This window comes from Rhizobium sp. RU33A, from assembly GCF_900156055.1.
Taxonomy (GTDB): Bacteria; Pseudomonadota; Alphaproteobacteria; order Rhizobiales; family Rhizobiaceae; genus Allorhizobium.
The window spans coordinates 502,618-528,043 of sequence record NZ_FTMQ01000003.1 but is presented as its reverse complement, the minus strand read 5'-3'; the positions used below and the strand labels follow the sequence as shown (position 1 = coordinate 528,043).

General features: G+C 61.5%; 23 protein-coding genes and 2 pseudogenes. 13 read left to right on the top strand and 12 right to left on the bottom strand.

Annotation, left to right across the window (positions count from 1 at the left end; all coding sequences use genetic code 11):
• Positions 1–222 precede the first annotated feature (222 nt).
• On the top strand, positions 223–3,144 hold the full coding sequence (locus BW978_RS13460) for an Rne/Rng family ribonuclease (RefSeq protein ID WP_076395873.1): 2,922 nt from the start codon (positions 223–225) through the stop codon (positions 3,142–3,144).
• A gap of 76 nt (positions 3,145–3,220) precedes the next feature.
• Here the strand turns inward: BW978_RS13460 and BW978_RS13455 are convergent, their stop codons facing one another.
• Together BW978_RS13455 and BW978_RS13450 are read right to left on the bottom strand one after the other, a co-directional pair.
• Complete coding sequence (locus BW978_RS13455) at positions 3,221–3,802, bottom strand: GNAT family N-acetyltransferase (protein WP_244551959.1); 582 nt, start codon at positions 3,800–3,802, stop codon at positions 3,221–3,223.
• A 91-nt stretch (positions 3,803–3,893) separates the two neighbouring features.
• The gene (locus tag BW978_RS13450; RefSeq protein WP_076395869.1) at positions 3,894–5,060 is read right to left on the bottom strand and encodes a pyridoxal phosphate-dependent aminotransferase; all 1,167 of its coding nucleotides are present in this window, start codon (positions 5,058–5,060) and stop codon (positions 3,894–3,896) included.
• 191 nt (positions 5,061–5,251) lie between these two features.
• Here BW978_RS13450 and BW978_RS13445 point away from each other — a divergent pair, with 191 nt between their 5' ends.
• From BW978_RS13445 to aat, 5 genes are all read left to right on the top strand, one after another.
• Positions 5,252–6,013, top strand: coding sequence for a DsbA family protein (locus BW978_RS13445; RefSeq protein ID WP_076395867.1), 762 nt, complete (start codon positions 5,252–5,254; stop codon positions 6,011–6,013).
• Between the two features lie 141 nt (positions 6,014–6,154).
• On the top strand, positions 6,155–6,595 hold the full coding sequence (gene aroQ / locus BW978_RS13440; RefSeq protein ID WP_076395865.1) for a type II 3-dehydroquinate dehydratase: 441 nt from the start codon (positions 6,155–6,157) through the stop codon (positions 6,593–6,595).
• A 22-nt stretch (positions 6,596–6,617) separates the two neighbouring features.
• Positions 6,618–7,091, top strand: coding sequence for an acetyl-CoA carboxylase biotin carboxyl carrier protein (gene accB / locus BW978_RS13435; RefSeq protein WP_076395864.1), 474 nt, complete (start codon positions 6,618–6,620; stop codon positions 7,089–7,091).
• A 4-nt stretch (positions 7,092–7,095) separates the two neighbouring features.
• On the top strand, positions 7,096–8,448 hold the full coding sequence (accC, locus tag BW978_RS13430) for an acetyl-CoA carboxylase biotin carboxylase subunit (RefSeq protein WP_076395862.1): 1,353 nt from the start codon (positions 7,096–7,098) through the stop codon (positions 8,446–8,448).
• A 3-nt stretch (positions 8,449–8,451) separates the two neighbouring features.
• Positions 8,452–9,066 (top strand): leucyl/phenylalanyl-tRNA--protein transferase, encoded by a 615-nt coding sequence (aat, locus tag BW978_RS13425; protein ID WP_076395860.1) that lies wholly within the window; start codon positions 8,452–8,454, stop codon positions 9,064–9,066.
• 164 nt (positions 9,067–9,230) lie between these two features.
• Here the strand turns inward: aat and BW978_RS13420 are convergent, their stop codons facing one another.
• The 3 genes and pseudogenes from BW978_RS13420 to BW978_RS13410 all read right to left on the bottom strand — a co-directional run bounded on the left by BW978_RS13420 (position 9,231) and on the right by BW978_RS13410 (position 12,811).
• A complete protein-coding gene (locus BW978_RS13420) occupies positions 9,231–10,688 on the bottom strand; it encodes a hypothetical protein (RefSeq protein WP_076395858.1) in 1,458 nt (485 codons plus the stop codon).
• 159 nt (positions 10,689–10,847) lie between these two features.
• A pseudogene (locus BW978_RS23785) lies at positions 10,848–11,313 on the bottom strand (VOC family protein).
• Positions 11,314–11,326: 13 nt separating this feature from the next.
• The gene (locus BW978_RS13410; RefSeq protein WP_076395855.1) at positions 11,327–12,811 is read right to left on the bottom strand and encodes a phospholipase D-like domain-containing protein; all 1,485 of its coding nucleotides are present in this window, start codon (positions 12,809–12,811) and stop codon (positions 11,327–11,329) included.
• A gap of 246 nt (positions 12,812–13,057) precedes the next feature.
• On the opposite strand from BW978_RS13410, the gene BW978_RS13405 reads away from it, so the two are divergent.
• From BW978_RS13405 to BW978_RS13395, 3 genes are all read left to right on the top strand, one after another.
• Positions 13,058–15,337, top strand: coding sequence for an FdhF/YdeP family oxidoreductase (locus BW978_RS13405; RefSeq protein ID WP_076395853.1), 2,280 nt, complete (start codon positions 13,058–13,060; stop codon positions 15,335–15,337).
• 159 nt (positions 15,338–15,496) lie between these two features.
• Positions 15,497–16,240: a cytochrome c oxidase assembly protein gene (locus BW978_RS13400; RefSeq protein ID WP_076395851.1), complete on the top strand. Its 744-nt coding sequence runs from the start codon at positions 15,497–15,499 to the stop codon at positions 16,238–16,240.
• Complete coding sequence (locus tag BW978_RS13395; RefSeq protein WP_076395850.1) at positions 16,240–16,740, top strand: CopD family protein; 501 nt, start codon at positions 16,240–16,242, stop codon at positions 16,738–16,740. The genes BW978_RS13400 and BW978_RS13395 overlap by 1 nt, the downstream gene beginning before the upstream one ends.
• On the opposite strand, the gene BW978_RS13390 is transcribed toward BW978_RS13395, so the two are convergent.
• Entirely contained in the window at positions 16,718–17,224 is a 507-nt protein-coding gene (locus tag BW978_RS13390) for a DUF2231 domain-containing protein (protein WP_076395848.1), read from the bottom strand. The genes BW978_RS13395 and BW978_RS13390 overlap by 23 nt on opposite strands.
• A gap of 42 nt (positions 17,225–17,266) precedes the next feature.
• On the opposite strand from BW978_RS13390, the gene coxB reads away from it, so the two are divergent.
• From coxB to BW978_RS13375, 3 genes are read left to right on the top strand one after another with little or no spacing between them, the layout of a single operon-like run.
• Entirely contained in the window at positions 17,267–17,965 is a 699-nt protein-coding gene (gene coxB / locus BW978_RS13385; protein ID WP_076395846.1) for a cytochrome c oxidase subunit II, read from the top strand.
• Positions 17,962–20,487, top strand: a complete 2,526-nt coding sequence (gene ctaD / locus BW978_RS13380) for a cytochrome c oxidase subunit I (RefSeq protein ID WP_076395844.1) — start codon at positions 17,962–17,964, stop codon at positions 20,485–20,487. The genes coxB and ctaD overlap by 4 nt, the downstream gene beginning before the upstream one ends.
• A gap of 1 nt (position 20,488) precedes the next feature.
• A complete protein-coding gene (locus BW978_RS13375) occupies positions 20,489–20,824 on the top strand; it encodes a hypothetical protein (protein ID WP_076395843.1) in 336 nt (111 codons plus the stop codon).
• A gap of 128 nt (positions 20,825–20,952) precedes the next feature.
• On the opposite strand, the gene BW978_RS13370 is transcribed toward BW978_RS13375, so the two are convergent.
• The 5 genes and pseudogenes from BW978_RS13370 to BW978_RS13350 form a co-directional block, all read right to left on the bottom strand.
• Positions 20,953–22,002 (bottom strand): sensor histidine kinase, encoded by a 1,050-nt coding sequence (locus BW978_RS13370; RefSeq protein ID WP_083697587.1) that lies wholly within the window; start codon positions 22,000–22,002, stop codon positions 20,953–20,955.
• A gap of 107 nt (positions 22,003–22,109) precedes the next feature.
• Positions 22,110–22,349 carry a hypothetical protein gene (locus BW978_RS13365; RefSeq protein WP_076395840.1) on the bottom strand — a complete coding sequence of 80 codons (240 nt, stop codon included), beginning with the start codon at positions 22,347–22,349 and terminating at the stop codon, positions 22,110–22,112.
• A gap of 564 nt (positions 22,350–22,913) precedes the next feature.
• Positions 22,914–23,324 (bottom strand): annotated as a pseudogene (locus BW978_RS23780) (DUF2155 domain-containing protein); the annotation flags it as partial.
• 107 nt (positions 23,325–23,431) lie between these two features.
• A complete protein-coding gene (locus BW978_RS13355; RefSeq protein ID WP_054150672.1) occupies positions 23,432–23,830 on the bottom strand; it encodes an NADH:ubiquinone oxidoreductase subunit NDUFA12 in 399 nt (132 codons plus the stop codon).
• A gap of 108 nt (positions 23,831–23,938) precedes the next feature.
• Positions 23,939–24,406 carry a GNAT family N-acetyltransferase gene (locus BW978_RS13350; protein ID WP_076395838.1) on the bottom strand — a complete coding sequence of 156 codons (468 nt, stop codon included), beginning with the start codon at positions 24,404–24,406 and terminating at the stop codon, positions 23,939–23,941.
• 57 nt (positions 24,407–24,463) lie between these two features.
• Here BW978_RS13350 and BW978_RS13345 point away from each other — a divergent pair, with 57 nt between their 5' ends.
• Positions 24,464–24,898 carry a hypothetical protein gene (locus BW978_RS13345; RefSeq protein ID WP_076395836.1) on the top strand — a complete coding sequence of 145 codons (435 nt, stop codon included), beginning with the start codon at positions 24,464–24,466 and terminating at the stop codon, positions 24,896–24,898.
• A 27-nt stretch (positions 24,899–24,925) separates the two neighbouring features.
• Here the strand turns inward: BW978_RS13345 and BW978_RS13340 are convergent, their stop codons facing one another.
• Positions 24,926–25,423: a GNAT family N-acetyltransferase gene (locus BW978_RS13340; RefSeq protein ID WP_076395834.1), complete on the bottom strand. Its 498-nt coding sequence runs from the start codon at positions 25,421–25,423 to the stop codon at positions 24,926–24,928.
• Positions 25,424–25,426: the final 3 nt, after the last annotated feature.

Here is a 25,426-nt window from a genome sequence, read left to right as displayed (position 1 = left end):
TCATTGTCGTTGACGTACGGTTTTTGATGTCTTTGCAACAGGTTTACATAGCCAGGAACGGATCGGGATCAGAAAGCGTCCCGCTGTCCGTCCGTATGTTGCAAACCCGGTCCTCCGTGCGTCCACATCTATATCCGGCGCACAGTCCGCTTGGTTCCAGCCGCTTTAAAGTTCAGCGCGCGGGTGGACCACCGACCGAGGGCGCCGAGGAGCACAGCTTAAATGGCAGACAAAATGCTTATCGACGCGTCTCACGAGGAAGAGACGCGCGTTGTCGTCGTTCGTGGTAACCGCATTGAAGAATTCGACTTCGAATCCCAGCACAAGAAGCAGATTCGAGGCAATATCTATCTGGCGAAGGTAACGAGGGTCGAACCCTCGCTGCAGGCCGCTTTCGTCGACTACGGTGGCAACCGCCACGGCTTTCTGGCATTTGCCGAAATCCACCCAGACTACTACCAGATCCCGCTCGCCGACCGTCAGGCGTTGCTTCGCGCGGAAGCCGAAGAGCATCGCAAGGAAAACGACGTCGAAGGCGATGAGGTCTTCAACGACCCTGCTCAGCAAGATCAGCCCGACATCGGTATCAACACCACCAACTCCGTCACCTCGGCGATTGTCGACGATGTAGCGGCCGAGCTGGCGGCTGAAGCCGATGCTGATGTCGCCGCGGCGGCAGTGGTCGAAGGCGACAGCGAAGTTGCGGCCGAAGAGCCTGCGGCCAAGGCCAAGCCGAAGCGTGTCCGCAAGCCGCGTGCCAAGAAGGCCGCCGCTGAGGAGACCACAGCCGAAGAAGGTAGCGAAGGCTCTGACGACGTCGAAGGCGGCACTATCGCTGCCATGGTCGACATGGACGAGATTTCCGAAGAAGCCGGCGGACGCCGCGGCGGCCGTCGCGACGATGATGACGGCGACGATGATGACGACGATCACATCGAGGAAAAGGAAGAAATCGAATCCGTTGGCGCTGAAGACGCCATGGAAGAGGTTCCGGATCGCGTCGTGCGCAAGCCGCGCAAGCAGTATCGCATCCAGGAAGTGATCAAGCGCCGGCAGATCCTGCTGGTACAGGTCGCAAAGGAAGAGCGCGGCAACAAGGGTGCGGCTCTCACCACTTATCTGTCGCTCGCCGGCCGTTACTCGGTTCTGATGCCGAACACCGCACGTGGCGGCGGTATCTCCCGCAAGATCACCCAGCCGACAGACCGCAAGCGCCTGAAGGAAATCGCACGTGGTCTCGAAGTGCCGCAGGGCATGGGCGTGATCCTGCGCACCGCCGGTGCCAACCGCACCAAGGTCGAGATAAAGCGCGACTTCGAATATCTGATGCGCCTGTGGGAGAACGTGCGCACGCTGACGCTCGCGTCCACTTCGCCGTGCCTGGTCTACGAAGAGGGTTCGCTGATCAAGCGCTCGATCCGCGACCTCTACAACAAGGACATTTCCGAGATTATCGTCTCGGGCGAAGAAGGCTATCGTGAAGCGAAAGACTTCATGAAGATGCTGATGCCGAGCCATGCCAAGGTGGTTCAGCCGTATCGCGACCTGCATCCGATCTTTGCGCGTTCCGGCATCGAAGGCCAGCTCGACAAGATGCTGCAGCCGCAGGTGACGCTCAAGTCGGGCGGTTACATCATCATCAACCAGACCGAAGCGCTGGTAGCGATCGACGTCAACTCCGGTCGTTCGACCCGCGAATATTCGATTGAAGACACGGCTCTTCAGACCAACCTCGAAGCGGCTGAAGAAGTCGCCCGCCAGCTGCGTCTGCGCGACTTGGCCGGCCTGATCGTCATCGACTTCATCGACATGGAAGAAAAGCGCAATAACCGCGCCGTCGAGAAGAAGCTCAAGGATTGCCTGAAGAACGACCGCGCCCGCATCCAGGTCGGCCGCATCTCGCATTTCGGCCTGCTCGAAATGTCGCGTCAGCGCATTCGCGCCTCGGTGCTGGAATCGACAACGCAGGTCTGCCCGCATTGCGCAGGCACCGGCCTCATCCGCTCGCAGTCTTCAGTTGCCCTGCATGTTCTGCGCGGCATCGAGGAATTCCTGCTGAAGGCGACGACGCACGACATCATCGTGCACACGACGCCGGAGACGGCACTCTACCTCCTCAACCAGAAGCGCGACACGATCGTCGACTATGAAGGCCGCTTCGGCGTGTCGATCGTCATCGACGGCGGCATGCCCGCCCAGCATGGCGGCTCGCAGCACTTCACCATCGAGCGCGGCGAAGCCGTCGAGAACCCGGTGAAGATCGAAAGCCTGATGTCGCTTCTGCCAGAGATCGAGGAAGAGGACGACTACGTTCCGGAGCCGGAGGAGGAAGACGAGGAAGAAGTCGTCGTCGCCGCCAAGGCCGAGACCGTGCCGCAGCCGGCTCGCGCCGACAGCGAAGAAGGTAATCGCAAGCGCAAGCGTCGTCGTCGTCGCCGGGGCAAGAATGGCCAGAACGGCAATGGCACCCATGCCGACGCCCAGAACGGTGACAACGGCGCCGACCTCGATGATGAGGATGGTGACGAGGGCGAGGACGATGCCGGCGAGAGCAATGGCGAAATCCGCGCAACCGAAGTCGATGGTGACGGCAATGGCGACGACGCCCAGAAGCGCAAGCGTCGCCGTCGCGGCAAGCGCGGTGGCCGTCGTAACCGTCCGGGCGAAGAAGGCTCGATGGAAGCGTCCGACGAGAACGACGACAATGGTGACGGCGATGAGGCGGACGAGGTGTCGGTCGATACCGTAACCGCTGATGTCGCCGAGGTTGTCGAAGCGGTTGAAACCGAAGTCGTCGCCGATGCTCCGGCAGCCGACAAGCCGAAGCCGCGCCGCACTCGCAAGGCCAAGTCTACCGCAGAGCCCGAAGCTGTGGCTGAGGTGGCACCTGCCGCCGTTGTCGCCGTGCCGGTGGCACCTGTCGCCGAGACCGTCGTCGAAGAAGCACCGGTTGCCGCACCGGCTCCGGTCGCTGCGCCGGCCCCTGCCCCGGCAGCCGAAGAGGCAAAGCCCGCCCGCGCCAATCGCGAATCCAACGTGGCGTCTTCCGAACCGGTCGTGACTTCGGTCAAGGCCACGGAAGACAGCACCGATGCCAAGCCCAAGAAGGGCGGCTGGTGGCAGAAGCGCGGTGGTTTCTTCTAAGACCCGCGCGGTTGTGATCAAATACAAGAAGGGCCCTTCACGGGGCCCTTTTTTTTTGTCTCAAGGATCTGGCCGTTCAGGCGCTGGGACGTGCGCGTTTCATCACTGATGTCAGACCACCGGCGAAGGTGGTGTCGTAGGCGCGGGCATAGCCGCATTTCTCTGCCACGCGGATCGATGCAGCGTGTTCTGGCGCCAGGATACAGAGCGTGTGGTCATGGGGATTGTGTGCGTCCATCCAGACATGGGCGGCCTGCATGACTTCGGTTGCAAGACCGCGCCCGTGGCTTGCCGAGACGATCGCCCAGCCGGCTTCCGGCGCGGAGCCGAGCGGTGGATCCATGTCGCGGTGAAAATCGGCGAAGCCTGCTTCTCCGAGATAAAGCCCCGTCTCACGGTCCTCGATCACCCAGTAGCCGAAGCCAAGGGCATGCCAGTGGCCGATGTAGCGCAGGAGCCGGGACCACGTTTCGTTTGAGGTCGAGGGCCGACCGGTGATGTGGCGGACGATGACCTCGTCCTGCCACATGGCCAGCATCGCCGCGAAATCCTCGAGCCGGTGGGCGCGCATCCGCGTCCGCTCGGTGAGAATGTCAGGCGCGTTGACCAGCGCGCTGATCCGTTGCGGTGTTATGACCCCACCTCCCCATGCCTTCAATCTGCGACTTCAGAAACTGATTCAGCAGGCTCTCAATCCGAGTCAGCAAAATTCCCGAAGCCCTTGATCGCGAATCCATTTCGCTCAATGCCTATGCGCTCTTCGGCAGCCACTTCTCCAGCCGATCGGTCGCCTCGACCATGTCGGCCATGGTGCCGGCATAGGACAGTCGCAGTGCCAGATGGCCATCGATCGGATCGAAATCACGGCCGGGCGTGACGGCCACATCGGTCTCGGCGAGAATGCGCTTCGCAAAGCCCATGCTGTCATTCGTAAAGCTGCTCGCATCGACATAGGCGTAGAAGGCGCCGTCCATCGGCGACAGCAGCGGCAGGCCAAGCGCCGGCAGGCGGGCCATCAGGAAATCGCGGTTAGCCTGGCAGGCGTCCTTGTAGTGCTCCAGCTCATCCGTGGCACTCAAGGCGGCAAGCGCTGCGATCTGCGAGAGCTCCGGGGCTGAGATGTAGAGGCTCTGGGCGACGCATTCGACGGGTCGGACCATCTCCTCGGGCAGCACCATCCAGCCGATGCGCCAGCCGGTCATGCAGTAGTATTTGGAGAAGGAATTGATGATGACGGCATCGTCGCCGATCTCCAGCGCGGTCGCCTCTTCCGAGCCATAGGTCAGGCCGTGATAGATCTCGTCGGAGATCAGCGTGATCCCCTGCCCCTGGCAGTAGTCATAGACGGCCTTAAGCTGGGCTTTCGTGGTCACGGTGCCGGTCGGATTGGCGGGGCTTGCGAGCAGCACGCCCTTGAGGCGGACACCCGCCTCGGCTTGCGCCTTCTCAAGACTTTCCGGTGTCAGCGTAAAGCCGGTGTCTGGGCCGACCGCGACTTCAATCACCTTCAGGCCGAGTGCCGAAAGGATGCTGCGGTAAGCCGGGTAGCCGGGGCGCGCGATCGCCACGGCGTCGCCTACGTCGAAGAGCGTCAAGAATGCGAGATTGAAGCCGGCAGACGAGCCGGTGGTGACGACGATGCGGTTCCAATCGACGGAGACATTGTGGCGGCGGCGGTATTCCTCGGCGAGCGCCTGGCGCAGACCGGTCATTCCCAGCGCATCCGTATAACCGATGCGGCCGCCTTCCAGGGCCTTGCCGGCGGCTTCAAGCGCTGCCTGCGGTGCCGGATGGCCTGGCTGGCCGACGGCCATGGAGATGACCGGGCGGCCTTCCTGCCGCCGGCGGGTGGCCTCGGCCAGGATGTCCATGGCGTGGAAGGGTTCGACGGCACTGCGCTTGGAAATGGAAATCAACGGATCGCTCCTCGGTCAGACGCCCGACATTTGCCGCAAAGCGCGTGGCATCACAATGGAGAGGCTGGACAAGGCAGTGCAAAAAAGCCATTTCGCTTGAAAGCGTGAGCCTTTAGGCTCGATATCAGCCGGTGAGGACGACCCGACATCGCCGGGCATCAAGAATGAAGACGGCAAGGACGAGGAACGACATGGGCATGAAATTCAAGATGATCGCCAGCGCGGGTATCGCGCTTCTCCCTGCCCTGCTGCCGCTTACGGCCAGCGCGCTTGACGAGGCGCAGAAGAAAGAATTCGGCGAGTTCATCCGTGAATACCTGATCGAGAACCCCGAGATCATGCTCGAAGTGCAGGATGCCCTGCAGAAGAAGCAGGAAGAGATTCGCTCACAGCGCTCGGCCGAGGCCCTCTCGACCAATCAGGATGCGATCTTCAAGTCGGCTTATGATCTGGCCATCGGCAATCCTCAAGGCGATGTCACGGTGGTCGAGTTCTTCGACTACAATTGCGGTTATTGCCGCCGCGCCCATGCCGATATGGAAGCGGTGATGGAAGAGGACAAGAATGTCCGCTACGTCTTGAAGGAGTTTCCGATCCTGGGGCCGGACAGTGAAGCCGCTCACAAGGTCTCGGATGCCGTGCGCAAGCTGTCGCCCGACAATTATGGCGCCTTCTTCCGCGCCATGATGACCCAGGACGGCCGCGCCTCAGAAGAAAGCGCGATCGCCATTGCCGGCGAGCTCGGCATTGCCGAAGACACGATCCGGGCCAAGATGGAAGAGAGCCCGAACACCGAACAGGTGCAGGAAGCCTATCAGTTGGCGACCAGCCTCGGGATCACCGGCACGCCTTCTTACGTGATCGGCAACGAGACCGTTCCGGGCGCCGTCGGGAAAGAGGCGATCGTTGCCAAGGTCGCCAATATTCGCGCCTGCGGGAAAGCCACCTGCTGAGACAGATCCCTCCCGCCTTCACGCTGCGATCTTAACCCTTCCCCGGATTTTCGGGGACGGTTTGGCACGATCACGGCAAAGGGCTTTCCCTACAGGGCCTCTCGGTCTATAGGAGGCGGTTGAAAGTCGACGGAAGCGTAGATGAGCAAAACCATTTTCGTGCTGAACGGCCCCAATCTCAACATGCTGGGAAAGCGGGAACCCGGGATTTATGGCGGCAAGACGCTCGCCGACATCGAGGCAGACTGCAAGGTTGCCGGTGCCGAGCTCGGCCTGACCATCGACTTCCGTCAGTCCAATCACGAGGGCGACCTCGTGGGCTGGCTGCACGAGGCAGGGGAGAAGTCGGTCGGCGTTGTAATCAATGCCGGAGCCTATACGCATACGTCGATTGCCCTGCATGACGCGATCAAGGCCGTATCCCCGCTTCCGGTGATCGAGGTGCATATTTCCAACGTGCATGCGCGCGAGGAATTCCGCCACAAATCGGTGATAGCGCCCGCGTGCAAAGGCGTCATCTGCGGTTTCGGACCTCAAAGCTACATCCTGGCGCTTCAGGCGCTGAAAACCATCACGCAATAACAAGAATACAGGACACCCACCCATGGCTGAAAAGAAATCGGGCATTGATCAGAAGCTGATCCGCGATCTCGCAAACATCCTCAACGACACCGATCTGACCGAGATCGAAGTGGAGCAGGACGACCTGCGCATCCGCGTTTCGCGCAACGGCACCCCGATGATGATGCCGCAGCAGATGCAGGGCTATGCCTACCAGGCACCGGCCGCACCGGCTGCCGCTCCTGCTGCTGCAGCGCCGGCTGCCCCTGCCGCCCGTGACCTTTCCAACGCTGTAACCGCACCGATGGTCGGAACCGTTTACCTGTCGCCGGCCCCGGGCGCGCGCGCTTTCGTTGAAGTCGGCCAGATGGTCAAGGAAGGCCAGACGCTTCTCATCATCGAAGCCATGAAGACCATGAACCAGATCCCCTCGCCCAAGTCCGGCAAGGTCGTCGAGATCGTTATCGATGATGCAAGCCCGGTCGAATACGGCGAGCCTCTTGTGATCATCGAGTAAGCCGATGACAGCCATCTCGAAGATTCTCATCGCCAACCGCGGCGAAATCGCCCTTCGCGTGCTGCGCGCCTGCAAGGAGCTCGGCATTGCGACCGTGGCGGTCCATTCGACCGCCGACGCAAACGCCATGCATGTGCGCCTTGCCGACGAGAGCGTGTGCATCGGCCCGCCGCCGTCGCGCGACAGCTATCTCAACATCCACCAGATCGTGGCTGCCTGCGAGATCACTGGCGCTGACGCGGTCCATCCGGGCTACGGCTTCCTGTCTGAGAACGCCAAGTTCGCCGATATCCTCGACGCCCATGGCATCACCTTCATCGGACCGACGGCGGAGCATATCCGTCTGATGGGCGACAAGATCACGGCGAAGAAGACCGCGGTCGAACTCGGCATACCCGTTGTTCCGGGCTCGGCCGGCGAAGTGAAGCCTGAGAATGCGCTGGAAATCGCCCGCGAAATCGGCTTCCCCGTGCTGATCAAGGCGACCGCCGGCGGCGGTGGCCGCGGCATGAAGGTGGCAAAGACCGAAGAAGAGCTGGAAGAGGCCGTCTCGACCGCTCGCTCCGAAGCGCTTGCAGCCTTCGGCAACGACGCCGTCTACATGGAAAAGTATCTCGGCAAGCCGCGCCATATCGAGGTGCAGGTTGTCGGTGACGGCGAAGGCAACGCCATCCATCTCGGTGAACGCGACTGCTCTCTGCAGCGCCGCCACCAGAAGGTCTGGGAAGAGGCGAACTCCCCGGCCCTCAATGTCGAGCAGCGGATGAAGATCGGTTCGATCTGCGCCGAAGCCATGAAGAAGATGAAGTACCGGGGCGCCGGCACGATCGAATTCCTCTACGAAAACGGCGAGTTCTATTTCATCGAAATGAACACCCGCCTGCAGGTGGAGCATCCGATCACCGAAGCGATCACCGGCATCGACCTCGTGCATGAGCAGATCCGCGTCGCCTCCGGCGCCGGCCTCTCCGTCACGCAGGATCAGGTGGTGTTCTCGGGCCATGCCATCGAATGCCGCATCAATGCCGAGGATCCGCGCACCTTCGTGCCGTCGCCCGGCACGATCACGCATTTCCATGCACCGGGTGGCCTCGGCGTTCGCGTCGATTCGGGCGTCTATGCCGGCTACAAGATCCCGCCTTACTATGACAGCCTGATCGGCAAGCTGATCGTGCATGGACGCACCCGCGTCGAATGCATGATGCGTCTGCGCCGCGTGCTCGACGAATTCGTCGTCGACGGCATCAAGACGACGCTGCCGCTGTTCCAGGATCTCGTGGCCAATCAGGACATTGCCAACGGCGACTACGACATCCACTGGCTGGAGAAATATCTGGCCGAAACCTCGGCCAAGTAAAAAATGGCTGGGCGACGCAGCAGGGACCGAAGCATCACGCCGGAGCTCCTGCTGCGCGCCTATTCCATCGGCATGTTCCCGATGTCGGAATCGGCCGATGACCCCGAACTCTTCTGGGTCGAGCCAGACATCCGCGGAATTATCCCGCTCGACGATTTCCACGTCTCGAAAAGCCTGCAGAAGGCGATCCGCAAAGCCCCCTTCGACATCCGCTTCGACACTGCCTTCGACCAGGTGGTGGCCAAATGCGCGGAAGCGGCAGACGACCGGCCGAGCACCTGGATCAACCAGACCATCCGCGACCTCTACAGCGCGCTGCACCGCCTCGGCCATGCCCATAGCGTCGAGGCCTGGGAAGGCGACGAACTCGTCGGCGGCCTCTACGGCGTCACGCTCGGCTCCGCCTATTTCGGCGAGAGCATGTTCTCAAGGCGCACCAATGCCTCGAAGATCTGCCTGGTGCATCTGGTGGAGCGGTTGCGGGAGCGTGGTTTCACGCTTCTGGACACGCAGTTCACCACCGAACATCTGAAGACGTTCGGGGCGGTGGATATTCCAAAGGCGGAGTATGGGGTGTTGCTGGATAAGGCGATGGAGGGGGATACGGTTCGGTTTTAGAGGGGGTGGGACTAACTGGCTTGCTTACTTCGGCGCCGAACCAAGCTCGGCTTCCGATCCTTCGAACATATTAAATCAGCCGTGGTGAGGGCAGACAGCAGTTTGGAGGATTCAGCGACATAGGCATGCGCTAATCAGTCCCACGCGATTTCGGCTTCGGACGGTTAAGGATACACTACGGGAACGGCCATTACAGCCGTCAAAATGAAAATAGCTACAGTTAAGAGGGTCATTGCGAACGTTAAACGCGACATTGTTCGCTGCGACGCGATTGCTTCGAGACTATTTATCAGATTGCCTTGTTGCACCAACAAGTCCCTGATTGCGCGGTCTGATGTACCTAAACGTTCCAACAATTCTGTTGACCACTGACTCGAGGCAGCAACTAAGCTCGTTGGCGGCTCATCGCCCGATTTCCGGAAGAAGTCGCATCCTGTCCAGTGTACGTTCCGGAGAGCGTCCGGCAACTCAGACGCAAGTAATGAAATATCAATGCTGTTAGAAGTAACCCGCTGAAGTCGTTTAACAGCCCCCGAGGCATCCCCTGACTGCACCGATGACGACCCGGCATCTCGGACCACGCTTATCTCTTCTTGGTACAGCCTCAGGAGCGCACCAATGCCCCAATATCCGATAAACCCAGGCAGGTCGGTCGAAAGCCTATTGATATAAGCCTGATCACTGTCACCACCATATGTTGAATTCTCAATTCTCTTTAGTGCGCTACGCTCAATATAGAGCAGAGAATGGCCTTGATCCCTATCCTGACTCGAAACCGGATGGACAAATGTAAGTCCGTTCATGTCGGAACTATCCCAACCTCCCAAGCCATAGTCTAGGCCGAGATATTCTCTCCAAAGACCATTGCTTGTTCTATCGTCGCAGGCACGGAGGCCATCCGTAAACATTAGTTCACATGTGGGTAATAATTCCAAACTCTCGCTAGTCGAAAATGCCCCGGGAAGATATGTCTTGAACCAGCTAAGTATGTCGTTCCGATTGCTTTGACGGGCATCACCAATGGCTTGCTGCTTCACATTGCGTGGACGAGCTATCGAAAAGCCTCGCTTGATGCGCGTCAGCTTCGTCCCCAGTGGAGAGCGGGCAATATTGTCAAATCGTTCTTCGGTCTCGGTATTGGCATCGAAGGCTACGACTATGCAACTCAGTGAAGGGCTTATAGAAAAAAAATTGGCGTGGGCAGCTACAAAACCTTTGGGAAGATCACACACAGTAGCGTCCCGGAAGACTCGCTTGGTGCCAGGGGGAACAATAGTGCCGAGGTTAAGCCACATGGCGTCGAAGCGCCTGCGTGATCTCGTAACCCGCTCGGCAGCGTCCATGCGGAACGGTGACGTGTCGGGCGAACTCCAGCCCAATTTTTCGAATGCCCCGAAAAGCCGTGCGGCATGGGCGGGCGTATAGAATTCAGCGGCGAAAACCTGCTTCAAAGCAACACGCTGGGTTTCCGCAGGTATGCTAGCAGGCACGGCTTCTATATCCTTTTTCTTGTAAATCTCTCGACTGCGTTTTAAATGCGTGGACTCGAGATAATCAGGAAAATAGCGCGCGCCCCAATTCCTAATTTGGTGGAATACAGCAATGATAGATACACCTGACATACCGACCACGTTCCTCAGAGTTTTACACTCACCGAATCTCACATCAACTCGGCCAAATTAGCAATTTCAATATACGGCGACATTCATTCCTACGTCTGCACCCACCACAGGTTCGACCAACATCTCACTCGAAGGCAAAGATATTCGACGCACAAACCTTCACTCGAAGTCGATCAAACGTAAATTTTTCGTCCATAGATATCTTGAAAGAAGAGAGCCGCAGACTGTGTGGCATCCGGCTCTAGCGAGGAGGCGGCCGCTCTCACCCCCTCTAGCCGCCTCAATCTTCGCGCATCAATCTTCCCCATCTCCATCATCGCCTCGAACGCGCTAGGCCTCAGCACCAGCCGCAGGCGCTTGCCTGTCCACCATTGCCGACTGTGGCGTTCCAGTAGCCGTCGGTTTCTTCCTGGTCTTCGATTGATATCTGGAAGGAGAAAGCTTCCGAGTGTTTGAAGGCGGGTCCGCCGTTCTGGCCCACGCAGGGAATGTCGGCGACAGTGAAGTCGACGGTGAGCACATCGCCGGCCTTGCCGGAGTAATAATCACTCGGGGCGCAGTGGACGAATTTGACCATGCCATCGGGAAACACAGTAGTCGCAGCTGCTTGCGTCAAGCCGCCAATAACGCCCCGGCTTCTAGCCGCCCGCCTTCCGCCGCCTCGGCCGCTTCAGCATCCCTCTAAACAGCCCCCGCTTCTCGATCGGCTCGAACACTGCGTCCGAACCCTCCGGGTCGAGGATTTCGTGGTCGGCGAGCCATTCTTCGAGGTCTGAAATCGCCGGCGTCTCGTAGAACTTCAGCGTTTCGCCCCCCGTGGCCTCGTTTTCTGCCCTCAGCTGCTCGATGGCTGCAATCAGCGAGCCGCAATGAGCGATGGCCCCTTCGATTGCGTCGGGTGTCACCCCCAGGTGCTCGGCCAGCAGGTCGTTGCGGAAGCTTGTGATCTTCGCCGAGAGGTCTTCCGAACCGCCCGCCTCAAGCGCCACGTCGCATTCCTGGTCGAAGCGCATCGAGCGGTTGTTGATGTTGGAGGAGCCGACGCGGAGATACTGGTCGTCGACGATCATCAGCTTGGCATGCACGTAGATCGCCTGCCCTCCGGCGGTGACCGGGTGATAGATTTTGAAGCGTCCGTGGTCGTCGTGTCGGCGCAAGGATTCGGCGAGCCGGGCGCGGGCCGTGTCCATGGCGATCGTGCCGAGCCAGTTGTCCGAGACCGTTGGATTGATCAGCACGAATTCCGGCCCGTCCGGCTCCGCGAGTCTGCGCGCGATGGCTTGTGCGATGGCGCGCGAGGCGAAGTACTGGCTTTCGGCATAGACAGTGTGCCGGGCCGTGTTGATCATGTCGAGATAGAGCTGCTCGATCTCGGTGACGGCGGTCTCGTTCTGATAGGCGGGGCTGGTGCGGGCGATCGCGAGGTTGACGCTGCCGAAGGAGAAGTTCGGCGCAACCTCCGCCTGAGCCGGCTCTGAGGTCACCGGGGCCACATCCTTTCCGCCGGCACGGGTCCAGCGATGACGGCAGAGTTCGCCGAGCGCCTGTGCGGCAGGACCGGTGAAACGGCTCGAGATGTCGTGCCAGGGGCCGTAGGGCTTGCCATTGGGGCGGCGCCTGTCGGGGTTTTCGTCGAGATGCTCGCGCGTGTCCCAGCGATCAAGCGTCACGTCGATGCCACCGCAATAGGCAACGGCATCATCGATCACCAGCATCTTCTGATGGTGCGAACTGCCCAGGGGATGCTTGCCGTCGAGGCGGACGGAAATCTGCCTGTTCCATTTCCAGCGCAAGAGATAGGGCAGGTTCGAAGGCCTTGCCCAGCTGGCAAGCGGAGCCGGGCTCCACAGCAGGATCTTGATTTCGAGGCCGGGCGTTCGGCGGGCCAGCCAGAGAAGGAAGTCGCCAACCCGGCGGGGCGCGCCATCATCGACCTTGGGGTGACCAAGGGTGATCGTGGCATCGAAGTCCCAGCCGACGAAGTAGATCACCCGCTTAGCCGCCATCATCGAGGCACGGATCGAGGCGAAATAGTCATTGGCATCGATCAGAATCGAGAAGTCGTCGGCTTTCTCGACGCGCCAGCAATTTCGGGAAGGCGAAAAAAGGGTGGGAGGCGCCATCATTCACTCCAGACACGGGGTCGCAACACTCGGCTAGCGTAACCGGCGCGTCAGGTCCAGCCTTAAGGGTAGTGGCCGCTGTCCGGCTTGCAAGCGGCGGAGGTGAAGAATGCCCGGTGCATCTCGCACTCAATATGGGGGCCTCACCCGTTTGTGTGCAACGCGCAGGCTGTTGTTCCCCGCCCCGCGCAACCAATCGCGCCTCCGGCCGTTCTCCCTTCGAAACAGATTTGAAGGGAGCGGATAATGGCGAAGGATGATGCGACGGTGACGTATGACGGGCCGGCAGGCGGCTGGGGTTCGCTTCGAGCCATTGCCCGGATCGCTGGCGACGAAGGCATCAGCGCCGGGGCGATCGCGACACTTCTGGAGCAGAACAAGCCGGGTGGTTTCGCCTGTGTCTCCTGCGCCTGGACAAAACCCGCCGATCACCATCCCGTCGAATTCTGCGAAAACGGCGCCAAGGCGACGCTCTGGGAGCTGACCAGCCGAACGGCCACTCCGGACGTCTTTGCCCGTCACAGCCTGACCGAGCTGAAGACCTTCAGCGATTACGATCTGGAGCAGTTGGGACGGCTGACCCATCCGATGCGTTACGACAGGGCGAGCGACCATTACGTGCCCTGCTCCTGGGACGAGGCATTCGCCGAGATCGGGCGTGAGTTGAAGGCCATGGATCCGAAGAAGACGGTCTTTTACACCTCCGGCCGCGCCAGCCTTGAGACGTCCTATTGCTGGGCGCTATTTGCCCGGGCCTATGGGCACAACAATCTGCCCGACAGTTCCAACATGTGTCATGAGACGACGTCGGTCACCCTGAAGAAGGTGATCGGCTCGCCGGTTGGCACCGTCGTGCTCGACGATTTCAAACATTGCGATGCGCTCTTCTTTTTCGGCCAGAATACCGGCTCCAACAGCCCGCGCTTCCTGCATGTGCTGCAGGCGGCGGTCAGGCGTGGCTGTCGGATCGTGACCTTCAACCCCGTTCGCGAGCGGGGGCTGGAGAAGATGATCAATCCACAGGAGCCGACGGCAATGGTGACCGGCAGCGAAACGGCGCTGTCCTGCCAGTATCACCAGGTAAAACCGGGCGGCGATATCGCCGTGCTGCTCGGGCTCTGCAAACATGTGCTGGCCGCCGACGATGCGGCGCAAGCCGACAATCGTCAGGTCATCGACCGCGCCTTCATCGCCGAGGATACCGTCGGCTTCGAAGATTTCGAGGCGCGGGTGAGAGCGCTCGACTGGGCCGAGATCGAGGAGGTCTCCGGGCTCACGCGTGCGGCGATCGAGGCGGCGGGGGCCGTCTATGTGGAAGCCGAAAACACCATCGGCATCTATGGCATGGGGCTCACCCAGCATGTGCATGGCTTCGAGAACATTTCGACTTACACCAACCTGCTGCTGATGAAGGGGAATATCGGCCGACAGGGCGCCGGGATTTCGCCGGTGCGTGGCCATTCCAATGTCCAGGGTCAGCGCACCGTGGGCATTGCGGAAAAGCCGGAACTCGTGCCGCTCGACCGGCTCGCGGAGCTGTTCGATTTCTCGCCGCCGCGCGAGAAGGGCATGAACACGGTCGAGGCCTGCGAGGCCATTCTCAAGGGCGAGGTCTCGGCCTTTGTCGCGCTCGGCGGCAATTTTCTGCGCGCGATCCCCGAACAGCAGGCGATGGAGGAGGCTTGGCCGCGGCAGCGGCTCACGGTCCAGATCGCCACCAAGCTCAATCGCGGCCACCTGTTCAACGGCGAGATCGCCTATCTCCTGCCCTGTCTCGGACGCAGCGAAATGGATCCATTGACCGGCCATCCGCAAGTCGTGTCGATGGAAGACAGCCTGAGCTGCGTTCACGGGTCTGTCGGCAAGCGCACGCCGGCGAGCGAACACCTGAAATCCGAGATCGAGATCGTCAGCCGGCTCGCCGAGGCGACCCTGCCGCAGAACACGAAGATGCTGTGGAGCCACTGGGCGCGCGACACGGCGTCCGTCCGCGATCTGATCGAGAGGACTTATCCCGAGGAATTCCGCGATTTCAATGCCCGGATCTTCACGCCCGGCGGCTTCTATCGCGGCAACTCCGCCCGCGAGCGGCAGTGGAAGACGGAGAGCGGCAAAGCCGAGTTCGTCACGCCCGAGATGCTCTCGGCCACCGGCTTTCAGCCGGCACCGGGCAGAATGAGCCTGGTGACCTTGCGCAGCAACGACCAGTTCAACACGACGGTCTATGGCTATAGCGACCGCCTGCGGGGCATTGAGGGCAAGCGCGATGTGCTGTTGATCAGCCCCGCCGAGATCGAGCGACATGGGCTTACCGTCGGCGAGCGCGTGACGCTGGTCAGCGATGCCGAAGATGGGGTCGACCGTCGCGTCGGCGGGCTCGAGGTCCTGCCCTTCGACCTGCCGGATGGCTGCGTCGGCGGCTATTACCCGGAGCTCAATCCGCTGGTGCCCTTGGCGCATCACGACCGCGCCTCGAAAACCCCGGCTTACAAGTCCGTGCCGGTCCGGATCGAACGGGGCGCCTGAGGTCGTTCCATCCGGCTTTTCCGATCTCCCGAGCCGATGGAACAATTGGCATGGAACAATGTGGCGTCACGCGTGTTGCCCTCGCAGGGCAGCGGCCGAACGGAGGGTGCGCGTGCGCGGGGCAATGACCGACTTTGACGGCAATTCGGGACTGACATCATGAACCTCGATATCTATTGCGGCCCGGCGCCGACACCGGAGATGCTCTGGCGTGACTGGAATTTCGACCCGCCCCTGCTTGCCGCGATCGGTGCGGTCTTCGTGCTTCTGATGACCACGGCCAGCAATCCGCGCCAGCGAATGGCGGCCGGTGCCGCCCTTCTGGTGATGTTGATTGCCTTCGTCTCACCCCTCTGTGCGCTGGCATCCGCGCTGTTTTCGGCCCGTGTGCTGCATCACATCCTGCTCGTCACGTTTCTTGCACCTTTCATCATTCTTGCGATCCCGCCCAAGGCGCGCGAGCGCCAGCCCCTGCCGGCGCAGCTCTCCTTTCTCGTGCACACGATCCTGATGTGGACCTGGCACGCCCCGGAGCCCTATCTGTTCGCCCTCTCATCGCCGGCCGCCTACTGGCTGATGGAGCTGACGCTGATCGGGTCTGCGGTCTGGCTCTGGTATGACATTCTCTCGCCACAGCGCACGGTCGGGCCTTCGGTGGCGCTCCTGCTCGGCACGACGATCCAGATGGGCATGCTGGGGGCTCTGCTGACATTCTCGCGCGAGCCACTGTTTGCCGCGCATATGGACACGACGCATCCCTTCGGCCTCTCACCGCTGGCCGACCAGCAGCTTTCAGGGCTGCTGATGTGGGTGCCGGCGGCCTTGCCCTATCTGTTTGCCGCTCTTCTCAAGCTCCGAAGCCTGTTTGCCGGACGAAGCTTCGACAGCGAGGCGCCGCGCTGATGATCGCCTTGCTCAAATTCGTCCATATCGCGGCCATTGCCATATGGACCGCCGGGCTTATCAGCCTGCCGAGCCTCTACGTACAGCGAGCACATGTCGAGAACGACGATGCGCTCTACCGCATGCAGCGGATGACGCGCTTCGCCTTTGTCGTGCTGATCTCGCCGGCGGCCTTCATTGCGGTCGCAAGCGGGATAGCGCTGAGTTTCATGAGAGAGGTGTTCGCGCTCTGGTTTTCATGGAAGCTCGCCTTTGTCGGGCTGCTGGCCATCTTCCACGTCTTTTCCGGCCTGGTCGTCATCCGGCTGTTCAAGAAGGGGGAAGTCTATCCGGCCTGGCGCTTTGTCGTGGCGACGGTGAGCTGCGGCATCGTGGTGCTGGCGATCCTCATTCTCGTGCTCGCCAAGGAGGCGCCCCAGTTCACCCTGCCTCCGGTCATGTCCGAGCCGGGCGGGCTGAAGCGCCTCCTTGAGCCATTCAATCCTTGGGCGACACCATGAGGCCGATTCCGTGATCGAAGATCAGCTTACCACCGTGCCAGCCAGCAACACCGGTCAGGACGGCCGCCAGAACCGAGAGCAGCATACCATGCGGCAGAACCACATTGGGATCGATGAGCCGCAAGCCCCAGTTGGCGCCGGCAACCGAGATCAGGGTAATAGCCGCGATCGCATGGGCCCAGCTTGCGGCTCGCGCGCGAATGCCGGGCACGAGCAAGAGCTCGGCCGTTCCGACAAGCCCGGCCGCCACACCGGCGAGGAAGGCCGTGCCGGAGGTCCACAGGCCGACGCGCAGCCAGAAGGGATCGGCGCTGAACCAGTAGAAGACGTCGACGGCCAGCGTGCCGAAGACCAGGGCGATGGGGAAATGCACGCTCATGGCATGCAGCGGGTGGCCGGCAACAGCCACGGCGGACGTCTTGTCCTTCTCCTCAAGCTGCTCAATGACGGGGTTCGCTTCTTCGGTCTCAGACATATTGGCCATAGGAGTTCTCCTTTTGCGGGGGAAAGGCCGATGCGGGCTCGAATGTTCCAACGCATCATTTCCCTCGGCGTGATCGGCCTACCACTGACCGCCTGTTCGGGCGATCTGTCGACGCTGGATCCGGCCGGCCCCTATGCCGGGGCGATCGCCAATCTCTGGTGGATCATGCTCATCGGCTCCGGTCTCATCCTGGGGCTTGTGCTTGCGCTGCTCGGCCTCGTTTTCTTCAAGCCCGGTTTTGGACGCGGTCTTTCGCCCAAGGGCTGGATGATCGCCGGCGGACTGTTCCTGCCTGTTCCCGTGCTGATCGCGTTGATGACCTATGGCATGGCGCAGGGGGAATATCTGATCGGCGCCTGGCAGAACGAGCCGGTGGTCGCCCGTGTCGAGGCGCATGGCGCCATGTGGCATTGGGGCTTCCGCTATCCGGATCTCGGCGATGGTTTCAGCACCGACGGGACCTTGCATATTCCGGCCGGCGGCGTGGTGGAGGTGCGTGTCACCAGTGCCGATGTCGTGCACAGTTTCTGGATACCGAGGCTCGCCGGCAAGATCGATGCCGTGCCCGGGCATGAGACGATCGTGCGCATCCGGGCCGATGTGCCGGGACGCTATGGCGGCATCTGCGCCGAATATTGCGGCACCGGCCATGCCGGCATGCGCTTCACTGTAGAGGCCCATCCGCCTGAAATCTATCGCCAACGTCTCACAGCACTGTCCGCAGGAGTGTCCGCACCATGAACGATGCCAGACCCGAGACGGGCTATCAGACACCGGAAACGGCGATCCGGCTGCACCATGAGCTCGACGCCGTCTGGGGCTCGGGCCATGGCTTGGAGCGGCTGTCGGCGGTCAACCACACCGTTGTCGGCAAGCGCTTCATGGTGACGGCACTCGTGTTCTTCGCGATTGGCGGCGTGCTTGCCATGCTGATCCGGGCACAGCTCGCCTCGACCAACAGCGCCTTCCTCGATGCCGCCCAATATGCCCAGGTCTTCACGATGCATGGCGTCATCATGATGTTCCTGTTCGCCATCCCCTTCTTCGAAGGGCTTGCGATCTATCTCCTGCCGAAGATGCTCGGTGCCCGCGATCTCGCCTTCCCGCGCATGTCTGCCTATGGCTACTGGTGCTACCTGTTTGGCGGTTCCTTCCTAGTCGCAGCCCTCCTCTTCGGCATTGCCCCCGATGGCGGCTGGTTCATGTATACGCCGCTCTCTTCGCGTCCCTATTCCCCCGGCATCAATGCCGATGTCTGGCTGCTCGGCATCACCTTCGTCGAGATCTCGGCGCTGTCGGCGGCGATCGAGATCATGGTGACGATCCTCAAGCTCCGGTCACCGGGCATGTCGCTGACGCGGATGCCGATCTTCGCCTGGTACATGCTGGTGGTCGCCGCGATGATGATCATCGGCTTCCCGCCCCTGATCCTCGGCTCCATTCTGCTGGAGGTGGAGCGGGCCTTCGACCTGCCCTTCTTCGACCCGACACGCGGTGGCGATCCGCTGCTCTGGCAGCACCTGTTCTGGCTGTTCGGCCACCCGGAGGTCTACATCATCTTCCTGCCCGCCGCCGGTGCGCTGTCGACCATCATTCCGGTCCTGTGTCGTACGCGACTGGAAGGTTACGGGCTGATCGTCGCCGCCATCGTCGCCATGGCGTTTCTGTCCTTCGGGCTGTGGGTCCACCACATGTATACGGTGGGCATTCCGCATGTGGCGCTCTCCTTCTTCTCGGCGGCCAGTGCGCTCGTCGCCATCCCCACCGGCATCCAGATCTTCGCCTGGCTCGCGACCATGGCGCATGGCAGGCCCCGCTATTCCATCCCCATGCTGCATGTCTTCGGCTTCTTCTTTGTCTTCGTGGCCGGCGGCCTGACCGGGGTCATGCTGGCCATGGTGCCCTTCGACTGGCAGGCGCATGACACACACTTCGTCGTGGCGCATCTGCACTACGTGCTGGTCGGTGGCTTCGTCTTTCCGATGATGGCGGCGGCCTATTACTGGCTGCCACACATCACCGGGCGCCAGCCCGTGCAGCACCTGTCGAAGCCCGCCTTCTGGCTGATCTTCATCGGCTTCAACGTCACCTTCTTCATCATGCACCTGACAGGCCTGCGCGGCATGCCGCGACGGGTCTTCGAATACCCGCAGGCCGCCGGCTGGGAGGTCTTGAACTTCATCTCCTCGGTCGGCAGCTTCGTGATGACGATCGGTTTTGCGCTGGTGGCCCTCGACCTGATCATGCTCATTCGCCATGGCCGGCCATTCCGTCGCGACCCTTGGGAAGCCGGCACGCTGGAATGGGCGACGCCCACGCCGCCGCCGTCCTATAATTTCGGATCGTTGCCACATATCGACACCCGCGCCGATGCGCTTGAGCCGCGCAGCCTTGGCCCGGAGCTTGCCGCCGGTCGCGGTTACCTCGGCTTCATGCGCAATGGTTGGATGGAAACGCTGACCGTCGACATGGTGAGCGGACGCCTCGACCATGTGGTCGTCCTGCCCCGCCCGACCTATCTGCCGCTCTGGACGGCGATCGCGACGGCGGCCTTCTTCGCCAGCCTGCTCGCCAAGATCTACTGGTTCACACCGGTCGCCTTCGTGGCGGTTGTTATCCTCTTCTTCCTCTGGACACCGGCGACGGGCTTGAAGCAGGAGATCGGCCCGCTGGAAGTCGGGCGCGGCGAACGCGCACTGCATCACCAGGAAGTGGCGCAACCGCCCTCGTGGTGGGCCGTGGTCTTTGCGCTCGCCGCCAATGCGACGCTCTATACGTCCCTGGTGTTCGGCGCCTTCTTCCTCTGGCTATCCGCCCCCAACTGGCCGCCGCCGAATCTCGACTTCACCTTCGTTCTGCCGTCGCTGGTCGGTGCTGGCGCGCTCGTCACGGCGGCGATCGCCGGACGGTTCGCCAATGGTCAGGCCGGTCGGACGGTCACGAGCCTCGCGGTGACGCTTGTCGCACATATGATCAGCGTCGGCGCGGTCGCGGTACTGCTGATGTCGATCCCGGCGCCGACGGGGCATGCGGCCTCGGCGGCAGCCTTTGCCGTCGCCGTTTATGTCGGGCTGCATGCGACGATCGGCGCGGTGCTGGCGATCTACGGGCTGTGGCGCTGGAATACTGGGTATATCGGCCCGTCGCGCGTGCTCGATCTGCGGATCGGACAGCTCTGGCACGATTACACGGCCGTTGCCGGTCTGATCGGGCTCGCTTTCCCCTTCGTGCTGCAGAGCCTGACCGGGATCGGAGGGCGGTGAGATGAAAGTGTCCCCCTTCGTCCTGCTGCTCACCGGCTTTGTGATCTGGTCAGGTGCCTTCCTGCTGCTCTACGGCGCCCAGGCGACAGGATGCCATCTCGGTTGGCACCAGATCGATGTTGGCCCGACCTCGGCGCTGCGGCTTTTGCTGGCGGTGATGCTCGTCATTGTTCTGGCACTGATCGGCGGTCTACACTGGTTTGCGACCAGGGCACTCACAGAGCCGCAAACCGATGAGGTACGGCTGCTGCACAAGATCGCCGGAATGCTGCAGGCGGCCGCCCTTGTGGCGACGCTGATCACCTATGGCGGGGTGATGTGGCTTACTCTGTGTTGAGGTTAGCGATCACCCTCGCTCACCGCATCGATTTTGGCCACGTCGATCTTGGCCACCTTCATCATCACTTCAAACGCCCCCTTCGCCGTCGCCGGCGGCCGGCTACTTTAAGGTCGCCGTGATCTCGCTTATTGCGGGATCGGCGCCCTCATCGTGCAGACAAGGCCGGTCGGATGGTATTCGACGCTGACCTGTCCGGCGAAATCGGCGGCGAAGATGCGCGAGATGAGCTTCGATCCAAAGCCTTGCGTCTTCGGCTCATGCACATGCGGCCCACCACTTTCCTGCCAGACGAAGTGGAAAGCTTCGTTGGGATTGTCAGCCTTGCGATCGACCTGCCAGCGAATGTCAATCTTGCCATTTCCATCCGAGAGCGCGCCATATTTCGTCGCGTTGGTGGCAAGTTCGTGGATAGTGAGCGCCACCGTCAGGGCGTGTTTGGCGGTCAGGTCGAGATCATGACCGGAAATCGAGAAACGCTGCTCGCTCTGCACATGCGGGCGCAGCGCGTTTTCGACCACGGCACGGATCGGCGCATCCTGCAGGGCCTTCGTCGAAATCATGTCATTGGCCTCGGCGAGAGCCTGCAAGCGGCCGGTAAAGGCATCGCGGCGATCGCGGATATCGTCGCCTTTCAGCGTCTGACGAGCGATAGCGCTAACCACGGCGAGCGTATTCTTGATGCGGTGTTGCAGTTCACCGTTCAAAAGCTCCAACCGCTGCCGGGCGTCGGTGACGTCCGAGATGTCCTTGGATATCGACAGGATATGGGAGGGGCTGCCATCGACGTTGAAAATCGGTGCCACCTGAACATCCCAGAAGCGGCTATTGCCCTTCACGGTGTTCGCTTCACCCACGAAGCGGGATGGTTTTCCGGCAATGGCCGCTTCCACGGCCTGTCTGGCGGCGGTGTTGCCGTCTCCACTCCAGAAATCCGGCCAGGGGCAGCCCTTGAGCGGGGCAAAATCGTCGACTTCCATGACCCGCTTGCCGCCTTCGCTCATGAACTGCAGGCGGCCCTGCAGATCGAGCACCTTGATGCAGTCGCCGCAGCCACTCAGGACCGCCGCGAGAAACGCATCGTTGCCGACCAATAGCGGATCAGCCGCCGTGAGTTCGCCTACCATGCTGTCAACGGCACCAGCCATCGTTGTGGACTGCATCACAGGGTCAGTCATTTCAAATATCGGCCCAATTGAAAAAGAAAATATCCGGCTGAATCCTTGCTATCAAAAACGACAGGTGGCAACCCAGAAACGTCATTCCGGGCCGCACGAAGGCTCCGTCAGTTCACGGTCAGGTCTGCCGTTTCGCCGAAGGCGATGATCAGCTTGGGACTGGTCATATCGCCGCTCTCCTCGTCGACCTGGATGGAGTAGGCGGCGACGCCGAGGTGGCGGGCGGACATGGCGGTGGCGATTTTTTCAGCCGAGGCGGCGCTGGAGGCCTGCCGCATCTCGCCGGGCACGATGTTGCCCCGGTTCTTCTTGAACGGCAGGACGATGAATTTTTCGGAGAGAGACATGGGTGAACTCCTGTTCGTTCGCCTCTTGTTCTCCCTATTGGTGAGGATGTCAACCGCGAAGCGTCTGGCCGTCGAGGCGCCTGCAGGGAGGCGCTGTCGTTTCACGGTGCCCCCTGTTCTCGGGTCACACTTTTTTCGAAGTCGGGCATCGCCTAAGCAGCGGGAGACCGCATTGCGGGAAAAGCAAGCGCGGCGCCCGGTGGTCTGGAAGCACAGCTATCGTGTCTGATTTGACCGACCTTAATCGCCTCAGAAGAGACCGACGCCCGGAGGTGGTGTCACCTGGGTCGGTGGCGGCAGCGGCTGGCCATCCGGAATGAGATCGTCCTGCTGCAGACCGTCCTGCTCCGGCAGCGCGCCTCCGAAGACCTCATTGGGGACTTCCACCGGCGCATCGAGCGGCGGCACGGCGGTCTGGTTGGGATCTGCACCCGGCACGGTGGCCTGAGACGGATCCGTGACTGCAGCGCCCGGCTGTGTGGAGGCTGCGGTCGGTGCCGGCGTAGCGGCATCGGCAGGCCTTGCGGGTTCCGGCGCGGGCTTGGCGACAGCCTCGACACCCGGTGGTGGCGGGACTTCCGACTCGACCTTGCAGCCGGTCAGCCAGACGTCATAGATCGGGTGTTCGACGGCGTTCAGCGCCGGGCTGTCGGCAAACATCCAGCCGGAGAAGATGCGGCGGATCTTGCGGTCGAGCGTGATTTCGTCGACCTCGATGAAGGCGTCGATCTTCTGCGCTTCTGTCTCGTCACGCGAATAGCAGACCTTGGGCGTCACCTGGAGGGCGCCGAACTGGACCGTTTCGTTGACATAGACGTCGAAGGTGGTGATGCGGCCGGTGATCTTGTCGATACCAGAAAACTCAGCGACGGGATTTTCGAGGCGGGCGGCATCAGCCCTGCCGGCAAGACCAAGCGACGCCACGGCGGCAAGCCCGACAACCGGAATGGCCCATGCCCATGCACTCAACTTCATCGTCCCGCTCGCTTTCATCGATCCTCTTGCCCATCTCGACCGGATGCCAGATACAAGAAGGGCCTCACGATAGAGGCCCTAATGCCGGATTATGGCCAAATCGGGTATCAGCTGCCCGGCGTCCAGGCATCGTAGTCGCCGGTGACGCGCGGACGCTCGCCGGTGGCGGAAATCGAGCCCTGCGGGCGATAGGCGGCAGCCGTGCCAGTCTGGTTCGGGCGATGCGCCTTTTCCCATTCGCGCGGCTTGTAGTCTTCCTTCGACGGCGGGGTATCGGTGCGGTAATGCATCCAGCCGTGCCAGCCGGAGGCGATCTTCGAGGCTTCGGCGTAACCGCTATAGATTACCCAGCGCTTCGGCTGGCCCCAGCTCGTCATCGGGCCTTCGTAATAGACATTGCCGAACTCGTCTTCGCCGACACGCTTGCCGTGACGCCAGGTGAAGAAGCGGGTCCCCATGGTCTGACCGTTCCACCAGGTGAAGATCTGCAAGAGAAACTGCTTCATGTCTTATCCTTGGGCAATTACCGCAGGCCGCAGGACGGCCTTGTCGAACCTGTCTCGCTTATGCCGCCTCGCCTTGCGCTTGTCCAGTGATTCCCCGTCGCACCCCCGTCATTTCAGCTTTAGCTTGAAGCCGATATGGGAGGGCGTGAAGCCGAGCCGCTCATAGAAGCGGTGAGCGTCCGAGCGCACGGCGTTCGAAGTCAGCTGGACGAGGCGCATGCCGTCGGCGCGGGCCTTGTCGATGGCGAAATTGATCATAACCGCCCCAATGCCCCTGCCCCGCATGTCGGCCCTTGTCTGCACGGCCTCAACGATCAGAGAGGATGCACCACGCGCGGTCATGGTGGTGGTGACCATGGTCTGGAAGGTGCCGACCACCTCGCCTTCGAGTTCTGCGACATAGAGCATCTCGTTTGATGAGGCGGCAATCTTCCGAAATGCGGCGCGATACTCGGGCAAGGCCTCAGGATCGGTCGTGTCGCCATGGCCGCCGAGGGGATCATCGGCAAAGAGGGAGACGATCGCCTCCAGATCATTCTCGGTGGCTTCTCTGATCTGTACTGATTGGACTTGCATGCCGCCCCCGCTGTTGCACTAGTCTAGTGCTCCATAACGACCTCGGGGGACTTCTTGATGACAGGCATGCGACGGCTGGTGACAATTCTGTGCGTAACTCTCTCGGCCGTTTCGGCCGGAGCCCAGGATGGCGGGCGCAAGGCAATCGCCTATGTGCAGGCGCCGGAGATGAGCTCGGGGCTCTGCGCAGAGAAGGATGCGGCAAGCGCCATCGACTGCGCCGTCAAGCAGTGCATCGAGGGCGGCGGAACGGTCGAGGCCTGCGAGGTGAATGCTGTCTGTTCCCCGGGCAACTGGAGCGTCGACATCTTCATGATGGCCGATGGCGGGCCGCACTGGCACCAGTTTTCCTGTGGCTGGCAGACCCGCGAACTGGCCCTGAAGGCCGCCGAGCTTGCCTGCAGCAATGCCAAAGAGGATGGCCTCATCGAATGCACCGCCGTGCAACTCATCGACGAAGACGGCACGGTGACGGAAGCACCGTTCACCTGAACCAGGGCCCGAGTACAAAAAAGCCGCTCACTTGAGCGGCTTTTCCATGATCACAGCCTCGATCCCGCTGTCGGGACCGCCGCAATTCTTCGTGCGGTCGACCTCGACGAAATCATGTGCCTCGTAAAAGGCGATGGCGCCGGCATTCTGCGGCTCGACTTCCAGCCTCAGGATTTCGGCATCGGGGAAGCAGGTCTCGATCTCGGCGAAGAGATCGCGACCGATGCCCTGGCGCTGATGGTCCGGGTGGACATAGAGCTGATGCAGGATCGCTGTCTTGGTCAGCTTCTCGGAGATGGCAGCAAAGGCCATGCCGCCGATCCGCTTGCCGTCGTCGGCGACAAGATACTCGCCGCCTTTGACGTGGATGCGCCGCTTGATCTCGGCCGGCGAGTGCCAGGCCGCGATCAATTCGGCAACCTTGGCCGGACCATAGAACCGGTCATAGGTCGCGTGGAAACTCTGCGTCAGCAGGGCGCGGAGCGGTTCCACATCCCGGTCGGTGGCCGTGCGGACGAAGAACAATGC